This is a genomic window from Barnesiella sp. WM24 (genome assembly GCF_004570975.1).
Taxonomy (GTDB): domain Bacteria; phylum Bacteroidota; class Bacteroidia; order Bacteroidales; family Muribaculaceae; genus Muribaculum.
On the sequence record NZ_SPPC01000001.1, the window covers coordinates 1 to 23,311 of the forward strand.

The 23,311-nt window shown below is 48.8% G+C and carries 18 protein-coding genes; 15 read left to right on the forward strand and 3 right to left on the reverse strand.

What is annotated here, in order from left to right:
- Positions 1-130: 130 nt before the first annotated feature.
- The 15 genes from E4T81_RS00005 to E4T81_RS00075 all read left to right on the forward strand — a co-directional run bounded on the left by E4T81_RS00005 (position 131) and on the right by E4T81_RS00075 (position 19,480).
- Positions 131-1,429, forward strand: a complete 1,299-nt coding sequence (locus E4T81_RS00005) for a hypothetical protein (protein ID WP_135040280.1) — start codon at positions 131-133, stop codon at positions 1,427-1,429.
- A gap of 120 nt (positions 1,430-1,549) precedes the next feature.
- Positions 1,550-2,392 (forward strand): 50S ribosomal protein L11 methyltransferase, encoded by an 843-nt coding sequence (prmA, locus tag E4T81_RS00010; RefSeq protein WP_135040282.1) that lies wholly within the window; start codon positions 1,550-1,552, stop codon positions 2,390-2,392.
- A gap of 4 nt (positions 2,393-2,396) precedes the next feature.
- Entirely contained in the window at positions 2,397-3,317 is a 921-nt protein-coding gene (locus tag E4T81_RS00015; RefSeq protein WP_135040284.1) for an ABC transporter ATP-binding protein, read from the forward strand.
- A complete protein-coding gene (locus E4T81_RS00020) occupies positions 3,304-4,617 on the forward strand; it encodes an ABC transporter permease (RefSeq protein ID WP_135040287.1) in 1,314 nt (437 codons plus the stop codon). Before E4T81_RS00015 ends, E4T81_RS00020 begins: the two co-directional genes overlap by 14 nt.
- A gap of 151 nt (positions 4,618-4,768) precedes the next feature.
- Complete coding sequence (locus tag E4T81_RS00025; RefSeq protein ID WP_135040289.1) at positions 4,769-6,265, forward strand: 2-isopropylmalate synthase; 1,497 nt, start codon at positions 4,769-4,771, stop codon at positions 6,263-6,265.
- Positions 6,266-6,292: 27 nt separating this feature from the next.
- Positions 6,293-7,690, forward strand: coding sequence for a 3-isopropylmalate dehydratase large subunit (gene leuC / locus E4T81_RS00030; protein WP_135040291.1), 1,398 nt, complete (start codon positions 6,293-6,295; stop codon positions 7,688-7,690).
- Between the two features lie 3 nt (positions 7,691-7,693).
- Positions 7,694-8,290, forward strand: a complete 597-nt coding sequence (leuD, locus tag E4T81_RS00035; RefSeq protein ID WP_135040293.1) for a 3-isopropylmalate dehydratase small subunit — start codon at positions 7,694-7,696, stop codon at positions 8,288-8,290.
- Positions 8,291-8,302: 12 nt separating this feature from the next.
- Complete coding sequence (gene leuB / locus E4T81_RS00040; protein ID WP_135040295.1) at positions 8,303-9,364, forward strand: 3-isopropylmalate dehydrogenase; 1,062 nt, start codon at positions 8,303-8,305, stop codon at positions 9,362-9,364.
- A 227-nt stretch (positions 9,365-9,591) separates the two neighbouring features.
- Positions 9,592-10,680 carry a CHASE2 domain-containing protein gene (locus tag E4T81_RS00045; RefSeq protein ID WP_135040297.1) on the forward strand — a complete coding sequence of 363 codons (1,089 nt, stop codon included), beginning with the start codon at positions 9,592-9,594 and terminating at the stop codon, positions 10,678-10,680.
- Positions 10,677-11,519, forward strand: a complete 843-nt coding sequence (locus tag E4T81_RS00050) for a hypothetical protein (protein WP_135040298.1) — start codon at positions 10,677-10,679, stop codon at positions 11,517-11,519. Before E4T81_RS00045 ends, E4T81_RS00050 begins: the two co-directional genes overlap by 4 nt.
- 40 nt (positions 11,520-11,559) lie before the next feature.
- A complete protein-coding gene (locus E4T81_RS00055) occupies positions 11,560-13,668 on the forward strand; it encodes a YncE family protein (RefSeq protein WP_135040300.1) in 2,109 nt (702 codons plus the stop codon).
- A gap of 42 nt (positions 13,669-13,710) precedes the next feature.
- Positions 13,711-16,368, forward strand: a complete 2,658-nt coding sequence (locus tag E4T81_RS00060; RefSeq protein ID WP_135040302.1) for a caspase family protein — start codon at positions 13,711-13,713, stop codon at positions 16,366-16,368.
- Between the two features lie 2 nt (positions 16,369-16,370).
- Positions 16,371-17,240: a DUF4384 domain-containing protein gene (locus tag E4T81_RS00065; RefSeq protein WP_135040304.1), complete on the forward strand. Its 870-nt coding sequence runs from the start codon at positions 16,371-16,373 to the stop codon at positions 17,238-17,240.
- Between the two features lie 33 nt (positions 17,241-17,273).
- Positions 17,274-17,909 (forward strand): hypothetical protein, encoded by a 636-nt coding sequence (locus E4T81_RS00070; protein ID WP_135040306.1) that lies wholly within the window; start codon positions 17,274-17,276, stop codon positions 17,907-17,909.
- Between the two features lie 80 nt (positions 17,910-17,989).
- Complete coding sequence (locus E4T81_RS00075) at positions 17,990-19,480, forward strand: hypothetical protein (protein ID WP_135040308.1); 1,491 nt, start codon at positions 17,990-17,992, stop codon at positions 19,478-19,480.
- A gap of 15 nt (positions 19,481-19,495) precedes the next feature.
- Here the strand turns inward: E4T81_RS00075 and E4T81_RS00080 are convergent, their stop codons facing one another.
- From E4T81_RS00080 to E4T81_RS00090, 3 genes are read right to left on the reverse strand one after another with little or no spacing between them, the layout of a single operon-like run.
- On the reverse strand, positions 19,496-21,295 hold the full coding sequence (locus tag E4T81_RS00080) for a chloride channel protein (protein ID WP_135040310.1): 1,800 nt from the start codon (positions 21,293-21,295) through the stop codon (positions 19,496-19,498).
- The gene (locus E4T81_RS00085; protein ID WP_135040312.1) at positions 21,295-22,707 is read right to left on the reverse strand and encodes a sugar transferase; all 1,413 of its coding nucleotides are present in this window, start codon (positions 22,705-22,707) and stop codon (positions 21,295-21,297) included. The genes E4T81_RS00080 and E4T81_RS00085 overlap by 1 nt, the downstream gene beginning before the upstream one ends.
- A complete protein-coding gene (locus E4T81_RS00090) occupies positions 22,704-23,273 on the reverse strand; it encodes an L-threonylcarbamoyladenylate synthase (protein WP_135040314.1) in 570 nt (189 codons plus the stop codon). The genes E4T81_RS00085 and E4T81_RS00090 overlap by 4 nt, the downstream gene beginning before the upstream one ends.
- Positions 23,274-23,311: the final 38 nt, after the last annotated feature.

Genomic DNA, 23,311 nt, shown 5'->3' on the forward strand with positions numbered 1-23,311 from the left:
ATAATTGGACACTATAAATTTACGAATTTTTCGCGATAATACCAAGAAAATCAGCCACTTAGTTTTATACTAAATGGCTGATTGTTTTATTGTTGGACAGCAGAATTATTATATCGAACTCACGTTAATTATGAATAAACGTAAACTTATAGGACTGATTTTAATACTGGTCATAGCGCCTGCATTGAAAGGATTGGCTTCCGGTCTGGTTCCAGAGCAATGTACCATTGGAGACCGCCCGGTTTGTTATCCAATAGTGGATATCGGTTTTACATTCGATGGAGCTATCGACATTGTTGAAAATTCTACGGCAACGGTGTATTCAGATGGACAGCCTTTGGAAACCGGTGTGCTGTCATGCTCGAACTACACGGGGAGAAAGAGAACACAAGGTACCGCGGTAATCACATTTGAATCACCCTTAATCCTACCGAAAGGGAAATCATATCGGCTCGTGGCGCCGGAAGGTGTGATTTTCAGAGAGGGAAATCCTGACATCTCCATCGAGGAACTCAGTGTTGAATTCTGTGTCCCCTCCACCATAGGTCCCGCCAGCCCCTCTATCGAGAATGGCTCGATTGTAAAGAGTACCGATCGAATAGGATTCTATTTCGGTGTTGAAACAGCTCCGGTCGAGAACAGAAAAGTTGTGCTGCTCCGAGAAGGTGTCCCTGTCAGGGAATATGGCTGTGATGTCAGTTGGGATTGGAATCTTGGTTATGCCGGGGTAGATTTTGGAGAAAAAATAAATTTCGAGAACGGGATAAGATATTCCATTCAATTGCCTGCGGGCAGCACGAGTGCCTTGCACCGTCCGGATATTGTCAACGAGGAGGCCGAGGTCAATTTTATAGGTGGCTACACGGAACCGGTGAAACCTATCCAATACATCTGGTGCAGTCTCTATGACCACCATCTCGCAGATGTGCTTGGCGAAGTAAAATTCTTCTATGACCTCCCGGTTGCTCTTTCTGCCAATCCGACCGTCCAACTTTATATTGAAGAAGAGAACCTCATAATCAAGGAAGTGGTACCGACTATTTCCGAGGAAAATGGGAAATGGGTGTTAATCGCGGATTTTGAGAACACCCCCCTTGTCTCAGAGGAGGGATATTCCATAATCATACCCGAAGGAACACTTGTCTCCAAGGACGGAGATGTAATTGTCAACCAGCGCAATGTTATGTCAGTCGGGAATAGCAGTGGCATTGTGGAGATTAAAAATGCAGAATCCCCTATAACCGTCTATAATGGAATTGTAAAAATAAGTCAAGTTGTTGAGGGAAGTGATATAAGACTAATTTCTCTTGATGGAAAATTGGTTTATAACGCAAAAGCCTCCGTAGAAGATGTATCCATTTATGTTCCAGTTGCCGGAGTATACCTGCTGTCCCTAAATGGGAAGACATATAAAATCGCAGTTAAATAACAAAAACAGATTTTGCCGCGTGACACGTGAAGAAATGCTTATCTGACATTTTATTGGCGTAATCCAATAAAAATGGTTATTTTTGTACATTAATTTTAATGTATTTTTAAACCAGACACGATGAACGATTACGTCGAAGCAAGGTTAGAAGTCACCCCCTGTGACGAAAATCACACCGACATTCTTGCCGCCCTGCTATGTGAACATGATTATGAGAGTTTTGTCCCTGACGCGACAGGGCTTACTGCATACATAAAGAAAGAACTGTTTGACTCGTCAATATTCCGTCAGATAATCAATGATTTCCCCTTTGATGCCACCATTGATGTAAAATGGGACACGGTAGAGGGGCAAGACTGGAATGCGGAATGGGAGAAAAACTACTTTCAACCGATTATCGTGGACGACAAGTGTGTCATCCACAGCTCATTTCACAAAGACATCCCCGCTCTACCCTACGACATAGTAATAGACCCCAAAATGGCATTCGGCACAGGTCATCACCAGACGACCTCCCTTATCATCAGGCGTCTGCTCGACATGCCGCTGGACAACAAATCGGTCATAGACATGGGTACCGGCACCGGCATACTCGCGATACTGTCAGCCATGCGCGGAGCCTCGCCTGTCGATGCTATTGAAATAGACGAGTTTGCCTACGTCAATGCGGTTGAGAACGTAAAAGTCAACAATCATCCCGAAATCAACGTAATTCTCGGAGACGCCGGGGCGCTTGCCGGACTCAATCCCGCCGACATATTCATCGCCAATATAAACCGCAATATAATCACCGGTGACATGCACGCATATGCCGCGGCACTGAAAGACGGCGGCACGATGATACTCAGCGGATTTTATGAAGAAGACATCCCTGTCATCACCGCCGAGGCTAAAAAACATGGTCTCGAATATATCGACCACAACACTCGCGACCGCTGGGTATCGGTAATGCTCAAAAAATAACGACATGGAATTTATCGAAGTAAACGACGTAGTCAAGGACTATTCCGGACACAGAGCCCTTGACCATGTGAGCCTCAAAGTGAAGGAGGGCACGGTCTACGGGCTGCTCGGCCCGAACGGTGCCGGCAAAACCTCACTGATACGACTGCTAAATCAGATAACACGGCCCGACAGCGGAGAGATATTTCTGGACGGCAGACCGCTTGCCTCTGAAGATGTAATGAAGATAGGCTATCTCCCCGAGGAACGCGGCCTATACAAAAAAATGAAAGTGCTGAGTCACATCGTATATCTCGGCAGGCTTAAAGGCATGACCAAGTCCGACGCCTACCGCGAGGGCAGGATGTGGCTTGAGCGCATGGGGCTCGAAGAGTGGGCCGACAAAAAAATCGAGGCACTCTCAAAGGGCATGGCACAAAAAGTCCAGTTCATATCCACGGTCGTCCACCGTCCGAGACTGCTGATATTTGACGAGCCATTCTCCGGATTTGACCCAGTAAACACCGAGCAGCTGAAGAAGGAGATACTGCGTCTTAACGAAGAGGGAGCGACAATACTCTTCTCGACCCACAACATGGCATCGGTGGAGGAAGTGTGTGAGGAACTTTCGCTGATCAACAAATCGCGAGTCGTGTTGCAAGGCAATGTGCTCGACATCAGGCAACAGTTCAAAAAAAATCTGTTTACCCTCCACATCGCCGAGCCGGTTCTCGCCCCCGACGACTCACTGTTCACAATCGAGAGCATAACTCCCCACCCGCTCGGAGGCTCAGAGGCGATAATACGTCTCTCCAAAGGCGTGACAATTAAAGAAACCATCGAAAAAATCAACCGTGCGTACACTCTCCTCGGCTTTGAGGAGGTGCTTCCCACCATGCACGAAATTTTTATTGAAACAGTAACCGAAAGCAATGGACAAGCGTAGATTTCTGTTAGTGCTGCAACGCGAGTACTACTCTATAGTGGCAAAAAAGTCATTCATACTCACCACCCTGCTCTCTCCGATTATCATGATAGCGCTGATTGCCGTGCCTGTCCTGCTGATGGAGTTTAACCGCAGTGACGCGCAGGTAGTCACGGTAATCGACCAAAGCGGCAGATATGCCGACAAGTTTGTCGACTCCGACGATTTCAAATATTCGGTGTTACCCGACATGTCATCATCCGACATGAAAGAGCGCTTCATGGAAGCCGACGGCGACATATACGCCATACTTGTGATACCGAAAGACATCGACCAATCCCATACTGTCAACATCTATTCCGAAAAGCCGGTAAAGATGTCGCTGTCAAGAGAGATCTCCGATATACTCGGCAGAAGCCTCTCGGAAGCAAAAATCAACTCCTACGACATCCCCGAGCTGAAAAAAATCATCGCAGAAAGCAATATATCGGTCGAGGTCAAGAGCCACACATGGGACGAGTCGGGCGAATCACTCTCCTCAAGCGAGCTTGCCACCGTCACCGGACTCTTCCTTGCCTTCCTGACCTACATGTTTGTATTGATGTATGGCGCAATGATCATGAGCTCGGTAGTAGAAGACAAGACCAACCGCATAGTTGAAGTCATCATAAGCAGTTGCCGGCCGATGGAGCTGATGCTCGGCAAGATAGTCAGCATCGCGCTTGTAGGGCTTACGCAGATTGCGATATGGAGCGTACTGCTCAGTATCGGCATGTTCATACTCAGCGTCACCGGTATATTCACCTCCTCTCCCGACGTTGCAGCGACAATGGTGGCCGGAGGCACACAGATGCCCGAAATGGCGGCCGGAGAGATGCCGGAAATAATCCAGGCCATACTGGGCGTAAACTGGCTACGCCTGTTGGGCATCTTTGTACTGTACTTCATCGGCGGATACCTGCTATACGCGTCACTTTTTGCCGCCTTCGGGTCGGCTGTCGACCAGCAGAGTGACGCCAACCAGTTTACCATGCCCGTAATGATGATTATCATTATAGCGTTGCTCATCGGTCAGGCATGTATGGAAAATCCCGACGGCACACTTGGAGTCATCTGCTCACTTATCCCGTTCACGTCGCCAATCGTGATGATGATACGCCTTCCCTACAATGTCCCTGCATGGGAAATCATCACAAGTATCGCGCTCCTTTATGCGACCGCCATTCTGTTCACATGGCTTGCAGCACGCATCTACCGCACCGGAATCCTCATGTATGGCAGGAAAATATCGTTCAGTGAAATACTCCGCTGGGTGAAATAACCTGCAAATCCAAACAAATAGTAAGCAAAACGCGTTTTATAATTGCGATTTAAGTACCAATTGCGTAAATAATCGTCAAATTTCTTGATTATGTCGGCAATTGGTACTAATTTTGCAATTATTCATAAATTATTTTTATAATTCATCATTAATGAGCGATCGTTTATTCATATTCGATACTACCCTGCGCGACGGGGAACAGGTGCCCGGATGTCAATTAAATACTGTTGAGAAAATCGAAGTGGCCAAAGCACTTGAGGAATTGGGCGTAGACGTGATTGAAGCCGGATTTCCGGTATCAAGTCCAGGCGACTTCAATTCAGTCGTTGAAATATCCAAAGCGGTGACATGGCCCACGATATGCGCCCTGACAAGAGCTGTGGAAAATGACATACGTGTTGCGGCTGATGCCCTGCAGTATGCAAAACACAAGAGAATACACACCGGTATCGGCACATCGGACTATCATATCAAGTATAAGTTCAACTCCAATCGCGATGACATACTTGAGAGAGCCATCGCATGTGTAAAATACGCAAAACGCTTTGTCGAGGATGTCCAGTTTTACGCTGAGGACGCCGGCAGAACCGACAATGAGTATCTTGCGCGAGTGGTCGAGGCTGTAATCAAGGCAGGCGCCACAGTGGTCAACATCCCCGACACCACCGGCTATTGCCTGCCATCACAGTTTGGAGAAAAGATACAATACCTGATGGAGCATGTCGACGGCATCCACAAAGTGACTATCGCCACCCACTGCCACAACGACCTCGGCATGGCGACAGCCAACACCATGTCAGGAGTCATGCTCGGCGCGCGCCAGGCTGAAGTGACCATCAACGGCATAGGCGAACGAGCCGGCAACACCTCTCTTGAAGAAGTGGCGATGATATGCCGCTCCCACAAGGAACTCGGCATTGACACCAACCTAAACACCACCAAGCTGTATGGAATCAGCCGCATGGTGTCAAGCCTGATGAACATGCCCGTACAACCCAACAAGGCTATCGTGGGCAGAAACGCCTTTGCCCATAGTTCAGGCATCCATCAGGACGGCGTACTGAAAAACCGCGAGAGCTATGAAATCATCGACCCGAAAGATGTAGGTGTTGATGAAAACTCAATCGTGCTTACCGCCCGCTCCGGACGTGCCGCGCTTAAACACAGGCTGCACGTGCTCGGAATCGAGCTTGACAAAGAAGCCCTCGACAAGGCATATGAAGGATTTCTGCGTCTCGCCGACAAGAAAAAAGAGATTAACGATGACGACGTGCTTCTTCTTGCCGGCGAGCACCACAAGGCTACACGCAGGCTGAAACTTGACTTCCTTCAGGTGACATCGGGAGTAGGAGTCAAGTCGGTAGCGTCAATCGGGCTTGACATCGCAGGTGAAAAATTCGAGGCTTGCGCGTCAGGCAACGGACCTGTTGACGCGGCGATAACAGCCATCAAGCAGATTATCCACCGCCGCATGCTTGTAAAAGAATTCCTTATACAGGCAATCAGCAAGGGAAGCAACGACATAGGCAAAGTACACATGACTGTCGAATATGAAGGAAACACCTACTACGGATTTTCAGCAAACACCGACATCGTGGCGGCAAGCGCCGAGGCGTTCATTGACGCCATCAACAAATTTGTCAATTAACAATAACTTCATAAACCGATCCAAGCTATGGCTCGCACCCTTTTTGACAAAATATGGGATTCCCACGCGATAAACACTATCGACGGAGGTCCGACACAGCTATATATCGACCGTCATTATTGCCATGAGGTGACAAGTCCCCAGGCTTTTGACGGACTGCGCCGACGGGGACTGAAAGTGTTCCGCCCGGAGCGCACAATCTGCTCCCCCGACCATAATATCCCCACCCTCAACCAGGACAAGCCTATCACCGACCCGGTATCACGCAACCAGGTCGAGACACTGACGCGAAACGCATCGGAGTTCGGGCTTGAATTATTTGGACTCGGACATCCGAAAAACGGCATAATCCATGTCATCGGACCGGAGACCGGACTGACACTCCCGGGCTACACAATCGTGTGTGGCGACAGCCACACATCGACCCACGGAGCATTTGGCGCCGTGGCATTCGGTATCGGCACATCGGAAGTGGAGATGGTGCTTGCTTCGCAGTGCATCCTTCAGCCAAAGCCCAAAACCATGCGTATCAGTGTCAACGGTAAGCTCCGCGACGGAGTGACGGCAAAAGACGTGGCGCTGTATATCATCTCAAAGATGACAACAGGCGGTGCCACAGGATACTTTGTCGAATATGCAGGCGAGGCCATACGCGATATGTCGATGGAGGAGCGCATGACCGTATGCAACCTGTCTATCGAGATGGGCGCGAGAGGAGGCATGATTGCACCCGATGGGGTGACATTTGACTACATCAAGGGACGCGAATACGCTCCGAAAGGCGACGCCTGGGAAAATGCCGTCGCTTACTGGCGCTCGCTTGCAAGCGACGACGATGCGGTATTTGACAAAGAAGTGACATTTGACGCAGCCGACATCGAGCCGCGCATAACATTTGGCACCAACCCGGGCATGGGCATAAGCGTGACCGAAGCCATCCCCTCTTATGACGGTGATGACGAGACAGGTCGCGCCTCCTACATGAAATCGCTTGAATACATGGGATTCAAGCCTGGAGAAAAGCTTGAAGGCACGCCGGTCGACTATGTGTTCCTCGGCAGCTGCACCAACGGCAGGTTTGAAGACTTCAAGGCATTTGCATCCTATGTCAAAGGCAAGCACAAATCGCCCGATGTAACGGCTTGGCTCGTGCCGGGTTCATGGTCAGTGCTTCGACAGATTAAAGAAGAAGGCATTGACCGCATACTCGCCGATGCAGGATTTGAATTGCGCCAGCCCGGATGCTCTGCATGCCTCGCCATGAATGACGACAAGGTGCCTGCCGGAAAGCTCTGCATCTCTACTTCCAACCGTAATTTCGAGGGCAGACAAGGTCCCGGAGCGCGCACGATTCTTGCCGGGCCACTTGTTGCCGCCGCAGCCTCCGTCACCGGCAAAATCACAGATCCACGCAAAAACCGATAAGCTATGGACAAAAAGATTACAGTTATTACATCGTCGGCGGTGCCTCTGCCGATGGAAAACATAGATACCGACCAGATTATCCCCGCGCGATTTCTCAAGGCGACATCACGCGAAGGATTTGGCGACAACCTCTTCCGCGACTGGCGATTTGATTCGGAGGGACATCCCATAAAGGATTTTGTACTTAATGACCCCACCTATTCAGGCTCTATCCTGGTTGCCGGAAAAAACTTTGGCTGCGGCTCAAGTCGTGAACACGCGGCATGGGCGATATACGACTACGGATTCCGTGTCGTAGTGTCAAGCTTCTTCGCCGACATCCATAAAAACAATGAACTGAATAATTTCGTGCTTCCCGTGGTTGTCAGCGAGGAGTTTCTTGCAGAGATGTTTGACACAATCCGCGACAATCCCGCATCAGAATTCAAAGTCGACCTGCAGGCACAGACCATCACCAACCTCGCCACAGGCAGTAGCGAGGATTTTGACATTAACCCTTATAAAAAACATTGCCTTCTCAACGGACTTGATGACATTGAATATCTACTGTCCAAAAGACAGGACATCGAAGACTGGGAAAGCAATCGAGAAACTTATTAATCTTTGAACAACATGAACTTCAATATAGCCGTTTTACCGGGCGACGGAATAGGTCCCGAGATTTCAGTACAAGGAGTGGATGTCATGCAGGCAGTGTGTGACAAATTCGGACATACAGTGACCTTCAATTACGGCATTGTCGGAGCCGATGCCATTGACCGTGTCGGTGACCCGTTTCCTCCCGAGACGCTCAAGCTGTGTAAAGAGAGCGATGCAGTATTGTTTTCGGCAGTAGGCGACCCGAAATATGACAACGACCCTGATGCCAAAGTGCGTCCGGAACAGGGACTTCTCGCAATGCGCAAAAAACTGGGTCTATTTGCCAACGTACGACCTGTAGAAACATTCAAGTGTCTCATCGACAAGTCTCCGCTGAAAGCGGAAATCGTCGATGGCGTTGACTTTGTCTGCATCCGCGAGCTTACAGGCGGTATGTATTTCGGAGAGAAATATGAAGATAACGACCGCGCCTATGACACCAACCACTATACCCGCAAAGAAGTGGAGCGGATACTCCGCGTAGCTTTTGACTACGCCATGCGACGTCGCCGCCACCTGACAGTGGTCGATAAGGCAAATGTGCTTGCGTCGTCAAGATTATGGCGCAAAGTGGCGCAGGAACTTGAAAAGGAATATCCCGAGGTCACGACCGACTACATGTTTGTCGACAATGCCTCCATGAGAATGATTCAGGACCCGCGCTTCTTTGATGTCATGGTGACTGAAAATACCTTTGGCGACATATTGACCGACGAAGGCTCGGTAATCTCCGGCTCGATGGGGCTGCTCCCGTCAGCATCTACGGGAGAGAGCACTCCCGTATTTGAGCCTATTCACGGTTCTTGGCCGCAGGCAAAGGGGCTGAACATAGCAAATCCGCTCGCTCAGATACTTTCGGTGGCGATGCTTTTTGAATATTTCAACTGCAAAAAAGAAGGAGAAATCATACGCGAAGCCGTCAATGCCTCTCTTGACGCCGGTGTATCAACACCCGATATTAAGGGAACAAACGGTAAAAAATACGGCACAAACGACGTCGGAGCATGGATTGTTGAATTTATCCGCACCTATTGATTGCAAAGCAAATCGGCTCATTCCGGTTGCCAAGTCTTACTTTTATGCTTAAAAAATCACTATATTTGGAAATTATTGTTATATTTGCAAAATATATCACACACAGGTAATATCCAAATATAGTGCTACTAATACCTAAAATTTTTGACAACAAATGCAATTGGAAGATTAGGTTGTTGAAAACGCTCGGCATAACACTCCTTGCCTTTGCCCTATCTTTCATACTGATGCAACCGTTTTCGTTTTCGGCTGCGTCTTTGTTGTCGTCGTCAGATGGCAATGACTTTACTATCAACGACTTTTACAACAAAGTAGCCGATAACCGACTTGTAAGCACCCTTGACAGCGACATAGTAATCATCGACATTGCCGACAGCGACCGTGACGGAATAGCCGACATACTGGAGACAGTGGCGCTTTGCGGTCCACGCGCTGTAGGGCTTGACGTCGTATTTTCCGACCGCAGGGAGGGCGACGAGCGTATTATTGAAGCGGTAGGTCACTGTCCCAACATAGTAATGGCGGTGTCGGTCAAAAACGACTCGCTGACCGACAGGTTTGCGATTGACGAGCAATCATACTTTACCGACAGCCTGGGCATCACATCTGTCGGGGCCATCAATTTCCCCACACAGCACACCAACCGCACGATACGCGAGTTTCGTCCTGATTATAAGAGCATTGACGGTACTGAAATCCCGTCATTCGCCCTTGCTCTCAGTGAAATGAACTCTCCCGACCACCATAATTCCGACATTTTCCGCGAGCGTGGCAACGAGCATGAGATAATCAGGTATTATTCACGCATCTTCAAGACTTTCACGCCCGACAACCTGATTGAACACGCAGAAGAATTAAGCGACAAGATTGTGCTGATAGGCGCGCTCGGCGACCCTGCCGACATCCATGCCACCCCGGTCACAAACTCCATGCCGGGCATCCTTATCCACGCTCACTCTACAGCCACAATCCTGTCGGGGAGCTATTTCTACCAGCTTCACAAGTATGCCAACTGGGCGATAGCCTTCACAAGCTGTTTCTTGGTAGTGTTTCTAAGTCTGTCACTGCACCTGGGCATCAAAGGCTTGCTGTTGCGCATACTCCAGGTAGCGCTGCTATATACCGCCATAAGAGTAGGATATTACTTCTTCATAGAGCATGATGTCGTAATCAACTTCTCCTACACCCTGCTCATGCTCACTTTCGGGCTGTTCGCATGTGACATCTGGATAGGCATGACCACTATTTTCAAGTGGATTGCAGGTCTATTCTCAAAATCAGACAAATCAACCGCCAATAATATTTACATACGATGAAAAAGATTGCCACACTATTATTGCTGCTGACTTTAATGACGATGCACGCGACCGCACAGTATTCACTATATGACTATTTCGGCGACGTGAAACTACTGCGCGGAGGCAAAGAAATCGTCATCGAAAGAGGCATGAAGCTAAACGCCACCGACCAGTTCAATATAGGAGATAACAGCGGCGTAGAGATTCTTAACTCAATGAATTCACAGATATTCAAGTCTTTATCAAAAGGCAACTTCACGACAACCCGCATAATGATTGATGCCAAAGACCAGGCGACCGACAATCGGGCGGCTATACATGACAAAATCCGCTTTGGAAAATCGTCGACCAATGGAGATGACCGTGTATATGTCGAAAAAGGGCTTGTAAGGCGCTCGATGGAGACCTACGACCCGGAGGCCGAGAATCTTCAGGTTGACATCAAGAAACTGAGCGCGAGTGTCTATAACGCGCTTAAAGACACCGACGCGCTTCGTAACGCGACTTTTCCGGTCAATCTTCTGCATGCCCCGGTCAATAACTCGGGACTTAAATTCATGTTGGAAAACACCCTGTCTTTCCCGGTATATTTCAATGTATTGCGCATCATACCGGAAGAAAAGAAAGTCGAAATATCAGAACTTGGACAGCCTACCGGCAACTACGTTGTGCTGAGCGACCAGTCAATAGTAAGAAGCCAGTCGAAAGGATTAAAGACGGGAGGCAAGCACATACTGATAATGACCCACTGCTACTTCGATATAGACGAGTTGATTGAAAATGTCGAGACACTCATGCGAGAAGAAGCGACAGTAGCATCCGACACACATCTACCGGTTTACTTAAAATCACTCTAATCCTTATAATTCATTAACCAATTCTATCATATTTTTTGCTATGCTATCAGGAAAGAAAACACTAACCAAAGCAATTGCGCTATCGCTCCTGCTTGGTGCCCCTATGTTTGCTTATGCCGATGACAATGCGTCAGAACAGAAAGTTGCCCCGCGCAGTGAGTACAAGTTCCCGCAGGTAAACACGCCCAAAGGTCTTGCAAAGTATTCGCTTGCAATCTATGGTTTTGACGACAACAGCATGTTCACTTGTCGCAAAAGCCCTATCGTATCATTGCATAAGAAAAATATTATCGATGATGTAGTAATCAACCCTGCCGGTATAAACTTCATTGTGTTAAGCAAGAAGAATCTCAAACCGCAGGCTGTAATCTACGACCTCAACAACACCGACACCGAGATTTTCCAGTTTAAGAATAAGAAAATCGGCGATCCCACGGCAATATTATACACTCCCGACGCAAGGTCGCTTATTATTGCCACAGAGACAGGTGTACACATTTTTGAAGGTAAGAAATTTCAGGAAATAGCATCATTCCCGACTCCGTTTACCGTAAAAGAGATGCTGATGAGCAACAACGGATATTATCTTGCCGTAACCGACGGAACCAAAGTGGCGGTCTACAACTTCGAGGAGAAGAAACTACGCAAAGACTGGGATTTCGGCGTCAGCGTAAACGGCATGGCGTTTAACGATGACAACACTGAGTTTGCAGTTGTCACTGACGACGGTGTACTTAACATTTATGACACCCGCAATTTCCTTATCAAAAAGACTATCGACGAGCTCGGCAACGCACTGTCATGTGCCTATAACTTTGACGGCAAATATATAGCCGTTGCCACCTCGCCCAACATCATCACCATAATAAATCTTCTTGACGAGACCGACCGTGACTTTGTAGAAGTTCCTGACGGAGAAATGTCGAAAATACTGTTTATACCCGACAGCCGCAAAAACACCCTGCTGTCATACAACTCGTCGAAAGCCATCAATGCAAAGCGCATGTCGAAGCTTGAGCCTTATTATGCAAAGCTTATATCTGACGAAGTGAATCTGCGCATGGAAGAGTGGTTGAAGATGATGCCCGGTGAAACAATGGAAGAGTATCGCGCCCGTGTCACCGATGAATCACGTGCAAAACAGCGCAAGCTCTTTGAAGAAGAAATCTCCACCAATCTTGCAGGCGACCCGCTGTCAATGGCAGAGGTGAGCCTCGGAAAATATGACCGCAGCAACAGCATCCTTGCCGTAGGATTCACCAACATGCCTACGATATATATACCGGTGCCTGAAGAAAAGGTGACCACTTTCACCTCAGCCGACGCCCTTGAGTTCAAGGATGTGAAATATGGTGTCATGGAAGATGACAACTTCGAGATTATATATGCAAAAATCTACAACCGCAACGACGGCGAGACCTACATCTACGACAATCTCGACAGGAAGCCGCTTTCATTTATTGACGGTGACGACAATGTAGTGTCAATCGAGATTATCCAGCAGCAGCAGATGGAAGAAATGAGACTTCAGGAAATCAAGCAGAAGGTCATCGACGAGGCAAAGATGCAGAATGTGATTTCCGACCACACCAATATCACCGTAGACTCGCGCGTCGTGTCAGACTTTGACGCCAACGGAGAGAAAATACTGAATTACGTGGTCAAGTTCTCTTATGAGGTTGAGCCCGACTTCTCCGTCCAGGAAGACTTCGCCCCCGGCAAATATCATGTCGACGAATCAGGTGCTGCAAAATCCATGCTTGCCATCGTAAAACAGGCGTTTGAAAATGACCTTGCGCAGTATATGAAAGATGGCAAAAAGCTGAACGTAAAAATCTCAGGAACAGCCGACGGTTCGCCTATCGTGCGCGGAATCGCTTATGACGGTGCCTATGGCGACTTTGAAAACGAGCCTGTATATCAAAACGGACAATTGTCAGGTATAAGCGTCAACACCAAAAACGGCATAAAGCAGAACGAGCAGCTCGCATTCATCCGTGCCGTAGGCGTGAAAGATTACCTTGAAAAGAATGTTGAGAATCTGAAAAACATGAAGTCAGATTATAACTACTACATAACCGTGTCGGAAGGCAAAGGCGGTGAGTTCCGTCGCATAACCACCGAATTTACATTTATCGATGCCTTCTGATTATATTGACATAGATAAATCTTTATACTCTACTAATTGAAAATGAACGTAAACTGGATTAAATTTAATCTTGCGGCGTTATTGACGGCGGGAGCGGCTACCTCGCTCCTCGCTGTCAACGACGACGCGCCTATGACTCCTTCACTTGGCGGCGCCCCCGGCATGATGAATCTCGGGAATCTTATCCCCGACGAATCCATGATGCAAGGCGTGTCGCTCGTTGACGGCGACAGCCTTAAACAGGCGGCTATCGACAATACCGTACAGAAAGCTACCGACCTGTACAAGCATCTTAAATGGCAGAAATATGAGAATCAACCCGAAAAAGAAATCTTTGCGACGGCATTTGACTGCTACAGCACTTGTCTTGACGCCATGAAGCTCTCGGCAAAGGGTTCACAACAGTGGGAACAATGTAAAAGCATGCTTCGTGACATCAACAAAGACCTTGAGGCAGGAGCATTCTTTTACTCCGGAGTAGGCGACCAGAACATGCTTACTCAATTTGCCCAGGCATTTGTCGACACCCATATGATGGACGCGTTCAAAGGCGAGGAGTTCCCCCGCAACAGCGCCTACCCAGCCATTGTCTACATCGCAGCCTCGGGAGCCTACAATGCAAAAGATTACAACAAGGCTATCGATTACTTTGACCGATACTTGTCGACCGGCGATGAGAAATCGCGCGAGCAGATTTATCTCTTTCTGGGACAGGCCTGCATAAACACCGGCAAGTATGAACAAGCCGTAAAATCAATGGGCGAAGGACTTGCCTTGTATCCCGACAATTATAACATGATGCTTATCGCAATCCAGGGATGCATCGACGGCGGACACTCGGAACTCCTTCAGCCGTTTCTTGACAAGGCTCTTTTCCAGAAGCCGTTTGACGAGCAGCTACTCAACATCCAGGGTAAGCTTTACGAGGACCAGCAGGCTTATCAGAAGGCACTCGATGTCTACCGCAAGCTTGAAGAGCAGCGCCCCGACAATCTCGGCGTAGCAAGACACATCGCGTTGTGCTACTACAATCTCGGTGTAGATTTCTACAATAAGGCGATTTATGAGGAAGATGAAAAGACGGCAAAGAAAAACAGCCGCCAGTCTGACACATATTTCGATGCCGCGGCGATGAAGCTTGAAGAGGTGGTAGCCAACGACCCTACATCGCTCAAGTATCTGAAAGCTCTCGCGGTAAGCTATGGCTGTATCGGCAACAAAGAGAAATTTGAGACGGTAAACAACCGCATACGCGCGCTTGGCGACTCTCCTGTAGCGGAAAAGAGCATGCCCGGGCTTATCACAGCCAATGCCGGTGATGTGCCTAACTTCACCGGGTCAGGCAAAGGTGCCGCCGACATGATTAAGCGCAACGCCCCGCTCTACTCCGACTTTGCCAAAAGTTATGTGGAAAAACATCTCAATGAATGGGCGAAAAGAGGTGAGTTTGAGAAAAACGACGACTATACGAAGCGAGTCAACGAGCTTACCTTGCGACAGGAATATGAACGGCTGTCCCGCAAGGCACAGGATGAATACCTGACTGCCTACGGCAAAAAACTGCGTCTCACTGACTTTACGCTCGAGCCCTACGACGCCGACAATGAGACCTATCTCATAAAGTCGACCTACGGCCCCATAATCCTTAACGTCCCTGCCGAAAACAGCGAGGCTGAGACATTCAAGTCAAGCTGGAAAGGAGTACACTTCAAAAATCCGAAATATTACATCGAAAACAACGAAGTCAAAATTTCGGGTATCACGTTTGTAACTCCCCACGGAAAAGAATATTCCTACAACAAGACCGACGGCATTGAATACTACATCCCGCCCGTAGATCTTGCAGGAATAAGCATCACGCCTTCCAAGTCAGGCTCGACAGGTATCGCGGCAGCCCCGTCAACTTCCGGAAAACTATCGGATGTCGACGAGAACATACCTTACAACAACAAGCCCGCCAACTCTACATTTGCAGTAATCATTGCCAACGAGTCTTACACCAATGTGCCCCGTGTGGAAGCGGCGCTCAACGATGGCGAGACATTCAGCAAATACTGCAATCTCACTCTCGGCATACCGAAAGAAAACATAAGGGTCTACAAAGATGCCACACTTGGAAAAATGCTGCGTGCAATCGCTGACATACGCAATGTCGTGAAGTCGGTCGACGGCAATGCCGATGTCGTGTTCTACTATGCAGGTCACGGCATGCCCGATGAAGGCACTAAAGACGCCTTCCTTCTTCCTGTCGACGGCGACGCTACCGTATCGGAAAGCTGCATTTCGCTTGCAAGGCTTTATAATGACCTCGCTGACATGGGAGCGCGTTCGGTTATGGTGTTTCTTGACGCCTGCTTCTCCGGTGGCAACCGTTCAGGAGGCATGCTGACCGCCGCCCGCGGTGTGGCGATAAAGCCCAAAGAGACAGCGCCCAAAGGCAACATGTTTACACTGACAGCGGCGTCAGGCAATGAGACCGCAATGCCCTACAAGGAGAAAAATCACGGACTATTCACATATTATGTGCTTAAAAAACTACAGGAAACAAAAGGTAACGTGACCCTGAAAGACCTTAGCGAATATGTGATTGACAACGTGCGCCGACAGTCGACAATAGTGAACCAGAAGCCACAGACCCCGCAGGTGTCGACCTCCGGAAAAATGGCGGAAGAATGGACAAAACGTAAAATGCACAACTAATCATGAAGAAAAGAGTGTTGACCACATTAGCCTCGCTTGCCATGACACTAAGCGGAATCGCGGCTGACATCGAAACTGTCAAAGGTGAATACACCTATTATGGCAGCAAGACCGAGTCGCGTGCCGACTGTGAACGCGCCGCGCTCAACGGGGCGAGAGCAAAAGCCCTTGCCGAAAAATTCGGCACGGTCGTCACCCAGGACACCTACCAGCACGACGTGGTGTCGGACCGTGGCGAATCGACCTACTTTTCGATGCTTAACGAGTCGGCGCTCAAAGGCGAGTGGATTGCCGACATCAAAGACCCGGAGTACAGCTACGAGCTTGATTCCGACGGCTTTTACATTGTAACATGCAAAGTGGCGGGAAAAGCCAAAGAAATCTCCAATGATGCCGTTGACTTTGCGGCAAGCGTATTGCGCAACGGCACCCGCACGGTCAATGCAGATACACGGTTCCGCTCCGGCGACGACATGTATCTCTACCTGAAGAGTCCTGTCGACGGCTATGTGGCGGCGTTTCTTGTCGATGACAAAAATAATGTCTACAGCCTTCTGCCCTACTCCAACAACATTTCAGGGGAGATAAAGGTAAAACACAACAAGGAATACGTGTTTTTCCATGCCGCATCAGGCGAGCCCGAACATGGAGAGGTCGATGAGCTTGTCATGACTGCGGAGGAAGATGTCGAACACAACCGGCTGTATGTCGTGTTTTCACCGCAGCCATTCTCAAAAGTCGTGGACAATTATGCCGGTGACGGATTGCCGCGTATGCTCTCTTACGACTCATTCAACAAATGGCTTGTCAAATGTCGAAAATTTGACTCCAGGATGGGCGTGAGAATCATGAATCTTGAAATCAAGAAATAATAACTCAATTACTAACCTTTAATTTTTACTAAGATGAAAAAGTTAATGATGCTACTCCTCGCCATCTGCCTCATGGCCCCGATGGCTTCGGCCGACAACAACAAACAATTGGAGAAGGCCCTCAACAAGGAAAAGAAAGAAAAGATGAAAGAATACAAGAAAGAGGGCTGGAAGCTGTTTGCAAGCTCACGCACTCTTGAAGTGGCTCTTCTAAAGCACTACGACAAGCTCAACACCCTCGGTGAAGACGGCAGGGAAGTCGTAGGTGTCGCTTCAAAGTTCAAGTCAAAAAACATCGGAAAGCAGATGGCTACCAACAACGCCTGCACTACCTATGCACAGCAGGCAGGAAGCTCGCTGAAGGGTCGTGTAGTCAGCGACATGGCAGGCGACGGCACAGAGGCTACTGATGAATTTGACCACTTCTATGGAGCCTACGAGCGCCTTGTCGAAAAAGAAATCAAGGGTGAGATGGAAGAGAGTTATTCTATCATCCGCGACAATGGCGACGGCACATTTGAACTTCAGACATTCTTTATCGTCAGCGAAAATGCCGCTTCTAAAGCGCGACTCCGCGCTCTTGAAAACGCCATGAAGGAAAGCGAGGCGGCTCAGCGTCACGCCGAGAAGATTTCGTCTTTCGTTCAGGAAGGTTTCGCCCAGGAATAAACTTTTATCCGGTAGCCGTTATCCCGAGCAAGGCTTAACGGCTACCTTGCTATCTTAATTAACCTACTAATTTTCCGTCAATGAAAAATCGTATATTCTCTACCGTAATCACAGCCCTGGCAAGTACAACGATAGCTATGGCTCAATCAACAGGAGGCTCTTTCGCCGACTTCAGAAAAGGATTGCTTGAAGGTTATAATGCGTATCGAAACGGCGTGCTTGAGCGTTACGACCAGTTTCTTGACGGAGTATGGACTGATTTTGAACAGTTCAAAGGTGAAGAGAGCAGTTCGGTGCCTAAGCCGGAGCGCGTGCCTTCAGTAGGCGATGTCCCTGAAGTCAAGCCGGAAAAGCCCGATGTCACGCCTCCCGCGGCAAAAGCGCCGGAACCCAAGCCGTCACCGAAGCCTGTGGCGACGCCCGCCCCTCAACCCGAGCCCCGGCAGTCAAAGCCAAGCACTGTCACGCCCGATGTCAACTACGACTTCTCTTTCTACGGACTCCCCGTCAGCATGCCGGCAATCGACGTGCATGTCACCAACCGCCTGTCATCACCGAGGGATTTCGGAACACAGTGGCGTGAATTTGCAGGCAACGACAATGCCCGCAGGCTTATCACAGAGCTTACTTCAGCCGCCGACAAAATGACTCTAAACGACTATCTCCGTTATGAGCTTGTCACCTCCTACGTAGACAGCAAATACGCTTCATCTCCGGCAACATCGCGCATGGCGTTGAAACATTTCCTGCTCGTCGGGATGGGATATAACGTGCGTATCGGTCTGTCAGGCAGCAACGCCGTGCTGCTCATCCCTTTCAAACAGACAGTGTATGCCCGCACCTACATGATGGTCGACGGACAGAAATTCTATATCTTCACCGACAAGTCACTCGATCCAAAAGCAATCCTGAGCATGCGCATATCCACATGCGAGCTGCCTAAAAACGCAGATACCGGCAATCCGATGGACCTGCGCATCGCAGGGCTGAATCTGCCTTACAAGCCCCATAGATATGACCTCAAATTCAAAGACCTCTCGCTCTCAGGCGAGGTTAACGCCAACATATTCCCTATCCTGTATAATTATCCGCAGATGCCTACAGCCGACTTCGCCCGCTCGACAGTGCTTGCCGATGTACGCGACGACATTGTAAGACAGTTCAAGTCGCAGCTTGACGGCAAAGAAGAGCTTGAAGCTGTAAACTCTCTGCTTCAGTTTGTACAGGGAGCTTTTGAATATGCTACCGACGAGGCATTCCACGGCTTCGAAAAGCCCTACTTTTTTGAAGAGATACTTTACTATCCGAAATGCGACTGCGAGGACCGCGCCATCTTCTACACTTATCTTCTGTGGAATGTGCTCGGGCTTGAAAACCAGCTTATAAATTTCCCCGGTCATGAAAGCGCGTCAGTAAGGCTGTCGCAGCCTATCAAGGGAGATGCATACAAACATGACGGCACCACCTATTATATCTCCGACCCCACTTACATAGGGTCAGTGACAGGCATGTGCATGCCTACCTATTCCCGCGAAAACCCCGGTGTAGACTACACTTACAAAAAGAGATAGACGGAAGTTATCGCGTCAATCTTCCGAATAGTGGCGTAGCACCCTGCGATAGGAATTGAAAATCTTGGATTTTGACACAAAGCCCACATATCTGCCATTTTCCACGACTGGCAGATTCCATGCTCCGGTAGTGTCAAATGTCTTCATGACATTTTCCATCGTGTCGCCGATCTCAATTTTAGCAGGCGGCATACTCATGAATTTGCTGACATACATCTTCTTGTAAAGATCAGGGCGGAACATGATATTGCGTATATCGTCAAGCAGCACCACCCCTATAAGATTCTCATTAGCGTCAAGCACCGGAAACAGATTACGGTTGGACTGCGAGATTACATCAACCATCTGCTTCAGATTCATGTCAGGAGTCACCGGCTTGAAATCATTCTCTATCACGCTGTTAATCTTGAGCAGACGCAATACTGACTTATCCTTATGATGGGTCAGCAACTCGCCGCGCTTGGCAAGGCGGATGGCATATATGCTGTAAGGCTCAAACATCTTTATTGTGCCATAAGATATTGTCGAGACAATCAGCAACGGGAGAAACAAGTCATAACCTCCTGTAAGCTCGGCGGTAAGGAAGATTGCCATAAGCGGAGCGTGCATGACTCCCGACATCACACCCGCCATGCCGATAAGTGCAAAATTTTTCACCGAAAGATCAAGCCCGAGCATAGTGTTCAGCAGATATGAGAAGAAAAATCCTGTCATACAGCCCATATAAAGCGACGGGGCAAATGTACCGCCCACACCTCCGGCGCCATTGGTCGAAGAGGTGGCAAACGCCTTGGACAGACACAGTCCCCCGACATAAAGCACAATGAACCACGGTGTATTTCGGTCATTATAAAATATTGAGCCGTCAACCACCGATCCGGCATCACCGTTAAGCATACTCGTAATCACATTATAGCCTTCGCCATAAAGCGGAGGGAAAAAGAAGATAAGCACTGCCAGAATAGTGCCGCCTATAGCCGCCTTTGTCCAGGGATTCTTGACGCGCGAGTAGAAACCTTCCATCATGTTTATCACACGGATAAAATACAATGAGGCAAATCCGCAAAGCACTCCGAGAAGGATTACATAAGGAATCCTTACCGTAAGAAAATTCTCGCTCTGCGCAAAGAAAAACTCGACATCATAACCCGTGAAAACATAAGCCACGGTAGCGGCGGTGATAGAAGAAATAAGGAGAGGCATGACTGAAACCGTTGTAAGGTCAATCATCAACACCTCAAGGGTAAACAGCGCACCGGAAATCGGCGCCTTGAATATACCCGCCACACCGGCGGCGGCACCACAGCCGACCAGAATCATCAGCAATCGCGGTGAAAGTCTGAACGCTTGACCGAGATTGGAGCCGATAGCTGCGCCCGTCGACACAATAGGTCCCTCGGAACCGACAGAACCGCCGAAACCTATGGTAATCGAAGCCGCGACCACGGCGGTGTAACAGTTATGCCCTTTCAGGCGGCTCTTATTCTGAGATATCGCATAAAGCACCCTTGTGACACCGTGGGAGATGTTGTCTTTTACAACATACCTCACATAGCAGCTCACTATAATGATTCCGACAAGCGGATACAACAGATACAGGTAGTTACCACCCGTTATGTCGATATTAAGCAACAGCGAACTGGATATGAAGTGTATGAGCCACTTGAACACAAGAGCTGCGAAACCACACACTATTCCTGTTATAAAAGCAAGAATCAGTACAAAATTCTTCTCCTTGATATGCTTTTCGCGCCATTGCAGCAACGCGAAAAACCAGTTACTTGTAGTATGTCCTATATTTTGAATTACAGCCATCAGATTCCCTTTCCGGTAAATACAATCTTGAATGTATATATTATAATCTTTATATCAACTCTAATAGAGAGGTTTTCAAGATAAAGAAGCTCGTAGCGGAGCCTTTCTACCATCCCGTCGACATCGGAAGCATAGCCATATTTCACCATACCCCACGATGTAAGACCGGGACGCACCTGCTGGACAAGCGCGTAATAAGGAGCGCGCTCCATCAGCTTATTTATATAATATTCGCGTTCAGGCCGCGGCCCTACAAGCGACATCTGCCCGCGCAGAATATTCCAGAATTGCGGAAGCTCGTCGAGACGGTACTTCCTCAAAACATGCCCTATCTTCGTGATGCGTGAATCATCGGGAGCCGACAATGCCGGACCGCCCGACTCGGCATCGGTATACATTGTGCGCAGCTTATATATCCTGAACGGCTTCTTATGCCGTCCGATACGTGTCTGACTATATATCACAGGACCTTTGGAATCCATCTTTATCAGGATGCCAAGCACACACATCACCGGGACGGAAACAATCAGCCCCACTACCGACACCGCCACATCAATCACTCGCTTCATGTTGATTGTAAAATCGCTTATCGGAGCATGAGCCACATCGACAAGAGGTTCCCCGGCTATATTTGCCGTGCGCACTCTTGTCGTAAGTATCTGGTAAAGGTCGGGCGACATCAGCACCCCCCTGTCGGTAGGCAGCAGGCGGTTTATGACATCCCTCGTCTCGGTCTCTCCGCCGGGCTGAGGCATAATCACATATTTACTGATTGACAAGGCATCGCTTACCTGCTCGATCTCATCCATTTCATATACAGGCAACGACATTTTACCCGCCGGCCTGCCGCCCGCAGAGACAAAGCCGATTACGTTAAGCCCCATTACAGGCTGCAGCCGGCGAAGGCGGCAAAGCAAAGCCTCGGCATCGTCACCTGTCCCGACGATAAGAGCATTGAGCGCCCACAATCCCGACTCAATCTTGCGCTTAGCCGAAGATGTGATACAGTACCTCACCGTATAAAGACAAGTAAAAAGCACGCCAAACACAAGCAGTATAAGCAGATACGTGTGTCCGCGGTCGGGCTGCAGGTCGTTAATCATCGCTACGAAGAAAAACAATATTGCACCTGAAAGCGCATTGCCCAGCGTGACACTAAGCTCCTGAAGGCGCGATTTCATAAACACATGATTATAATAGCCCGAAAGCCAATAGACGCCAAGCATCACCAAGGGAAACACAATCTGCTCCACGACAACGGGCGTATTGGTCATGAAAGCCTCTATCGACCCGAATTGCCTTGTCATCGCGTCAATGTGAAATCTTAAAAGATTAAACACCACCACTGCGACATTGGTAGCCAGATAGTCGGAGGCAACATATAAAATTCTATGTCGTGAATGTAGTGTCAAGGGCGAATCACAGTTATCGAGTTATCGGGATTAAGCTTGACTATGCGTGAAGGCGTGCCGGGATTCTTGTCATCGCGTCGCGCCTCGCATATATAGTCGACAGCCTCTTTCACTTCAGTTGAAATCTCATCAAAGTATCGAGCCGCCGGCTCTCCGCTTATATTTGCGGAAGTAGACACCAAAGGCACTCCGGCACTCCGGCACAGCTCACATGAATACCTGTCGCGTGTCACTCTCACTCCTACTGAGCCGTCTGCAGCCATAAGCTCTCCCGCTATGCCTGTCGCTCCCGAGAGAATCACGGTAGTAGGACGCTCGCCGTCAAGCAACAGCCTCTCCGCAACATCGGTAAGCCCGGGGAAATAACGTCTCACAGTGTCTACCGAATCCACAAGAAGCAGCATCGCCTTGCTGTCGGAACGACGTTTTATGGCATATACCCGCCTTACGGCGTCACTGTCAGTGGCGTCACATCCTATTCCCCACACGGTATCGGTGGGATAAAGTATCACCTTACCGCCTCTCACTGCACCGGAGGCACATTGTAAATCGTCATTCCAATCCATAACTGACACATTATCCAACATACAAAGATAGCTCTTGA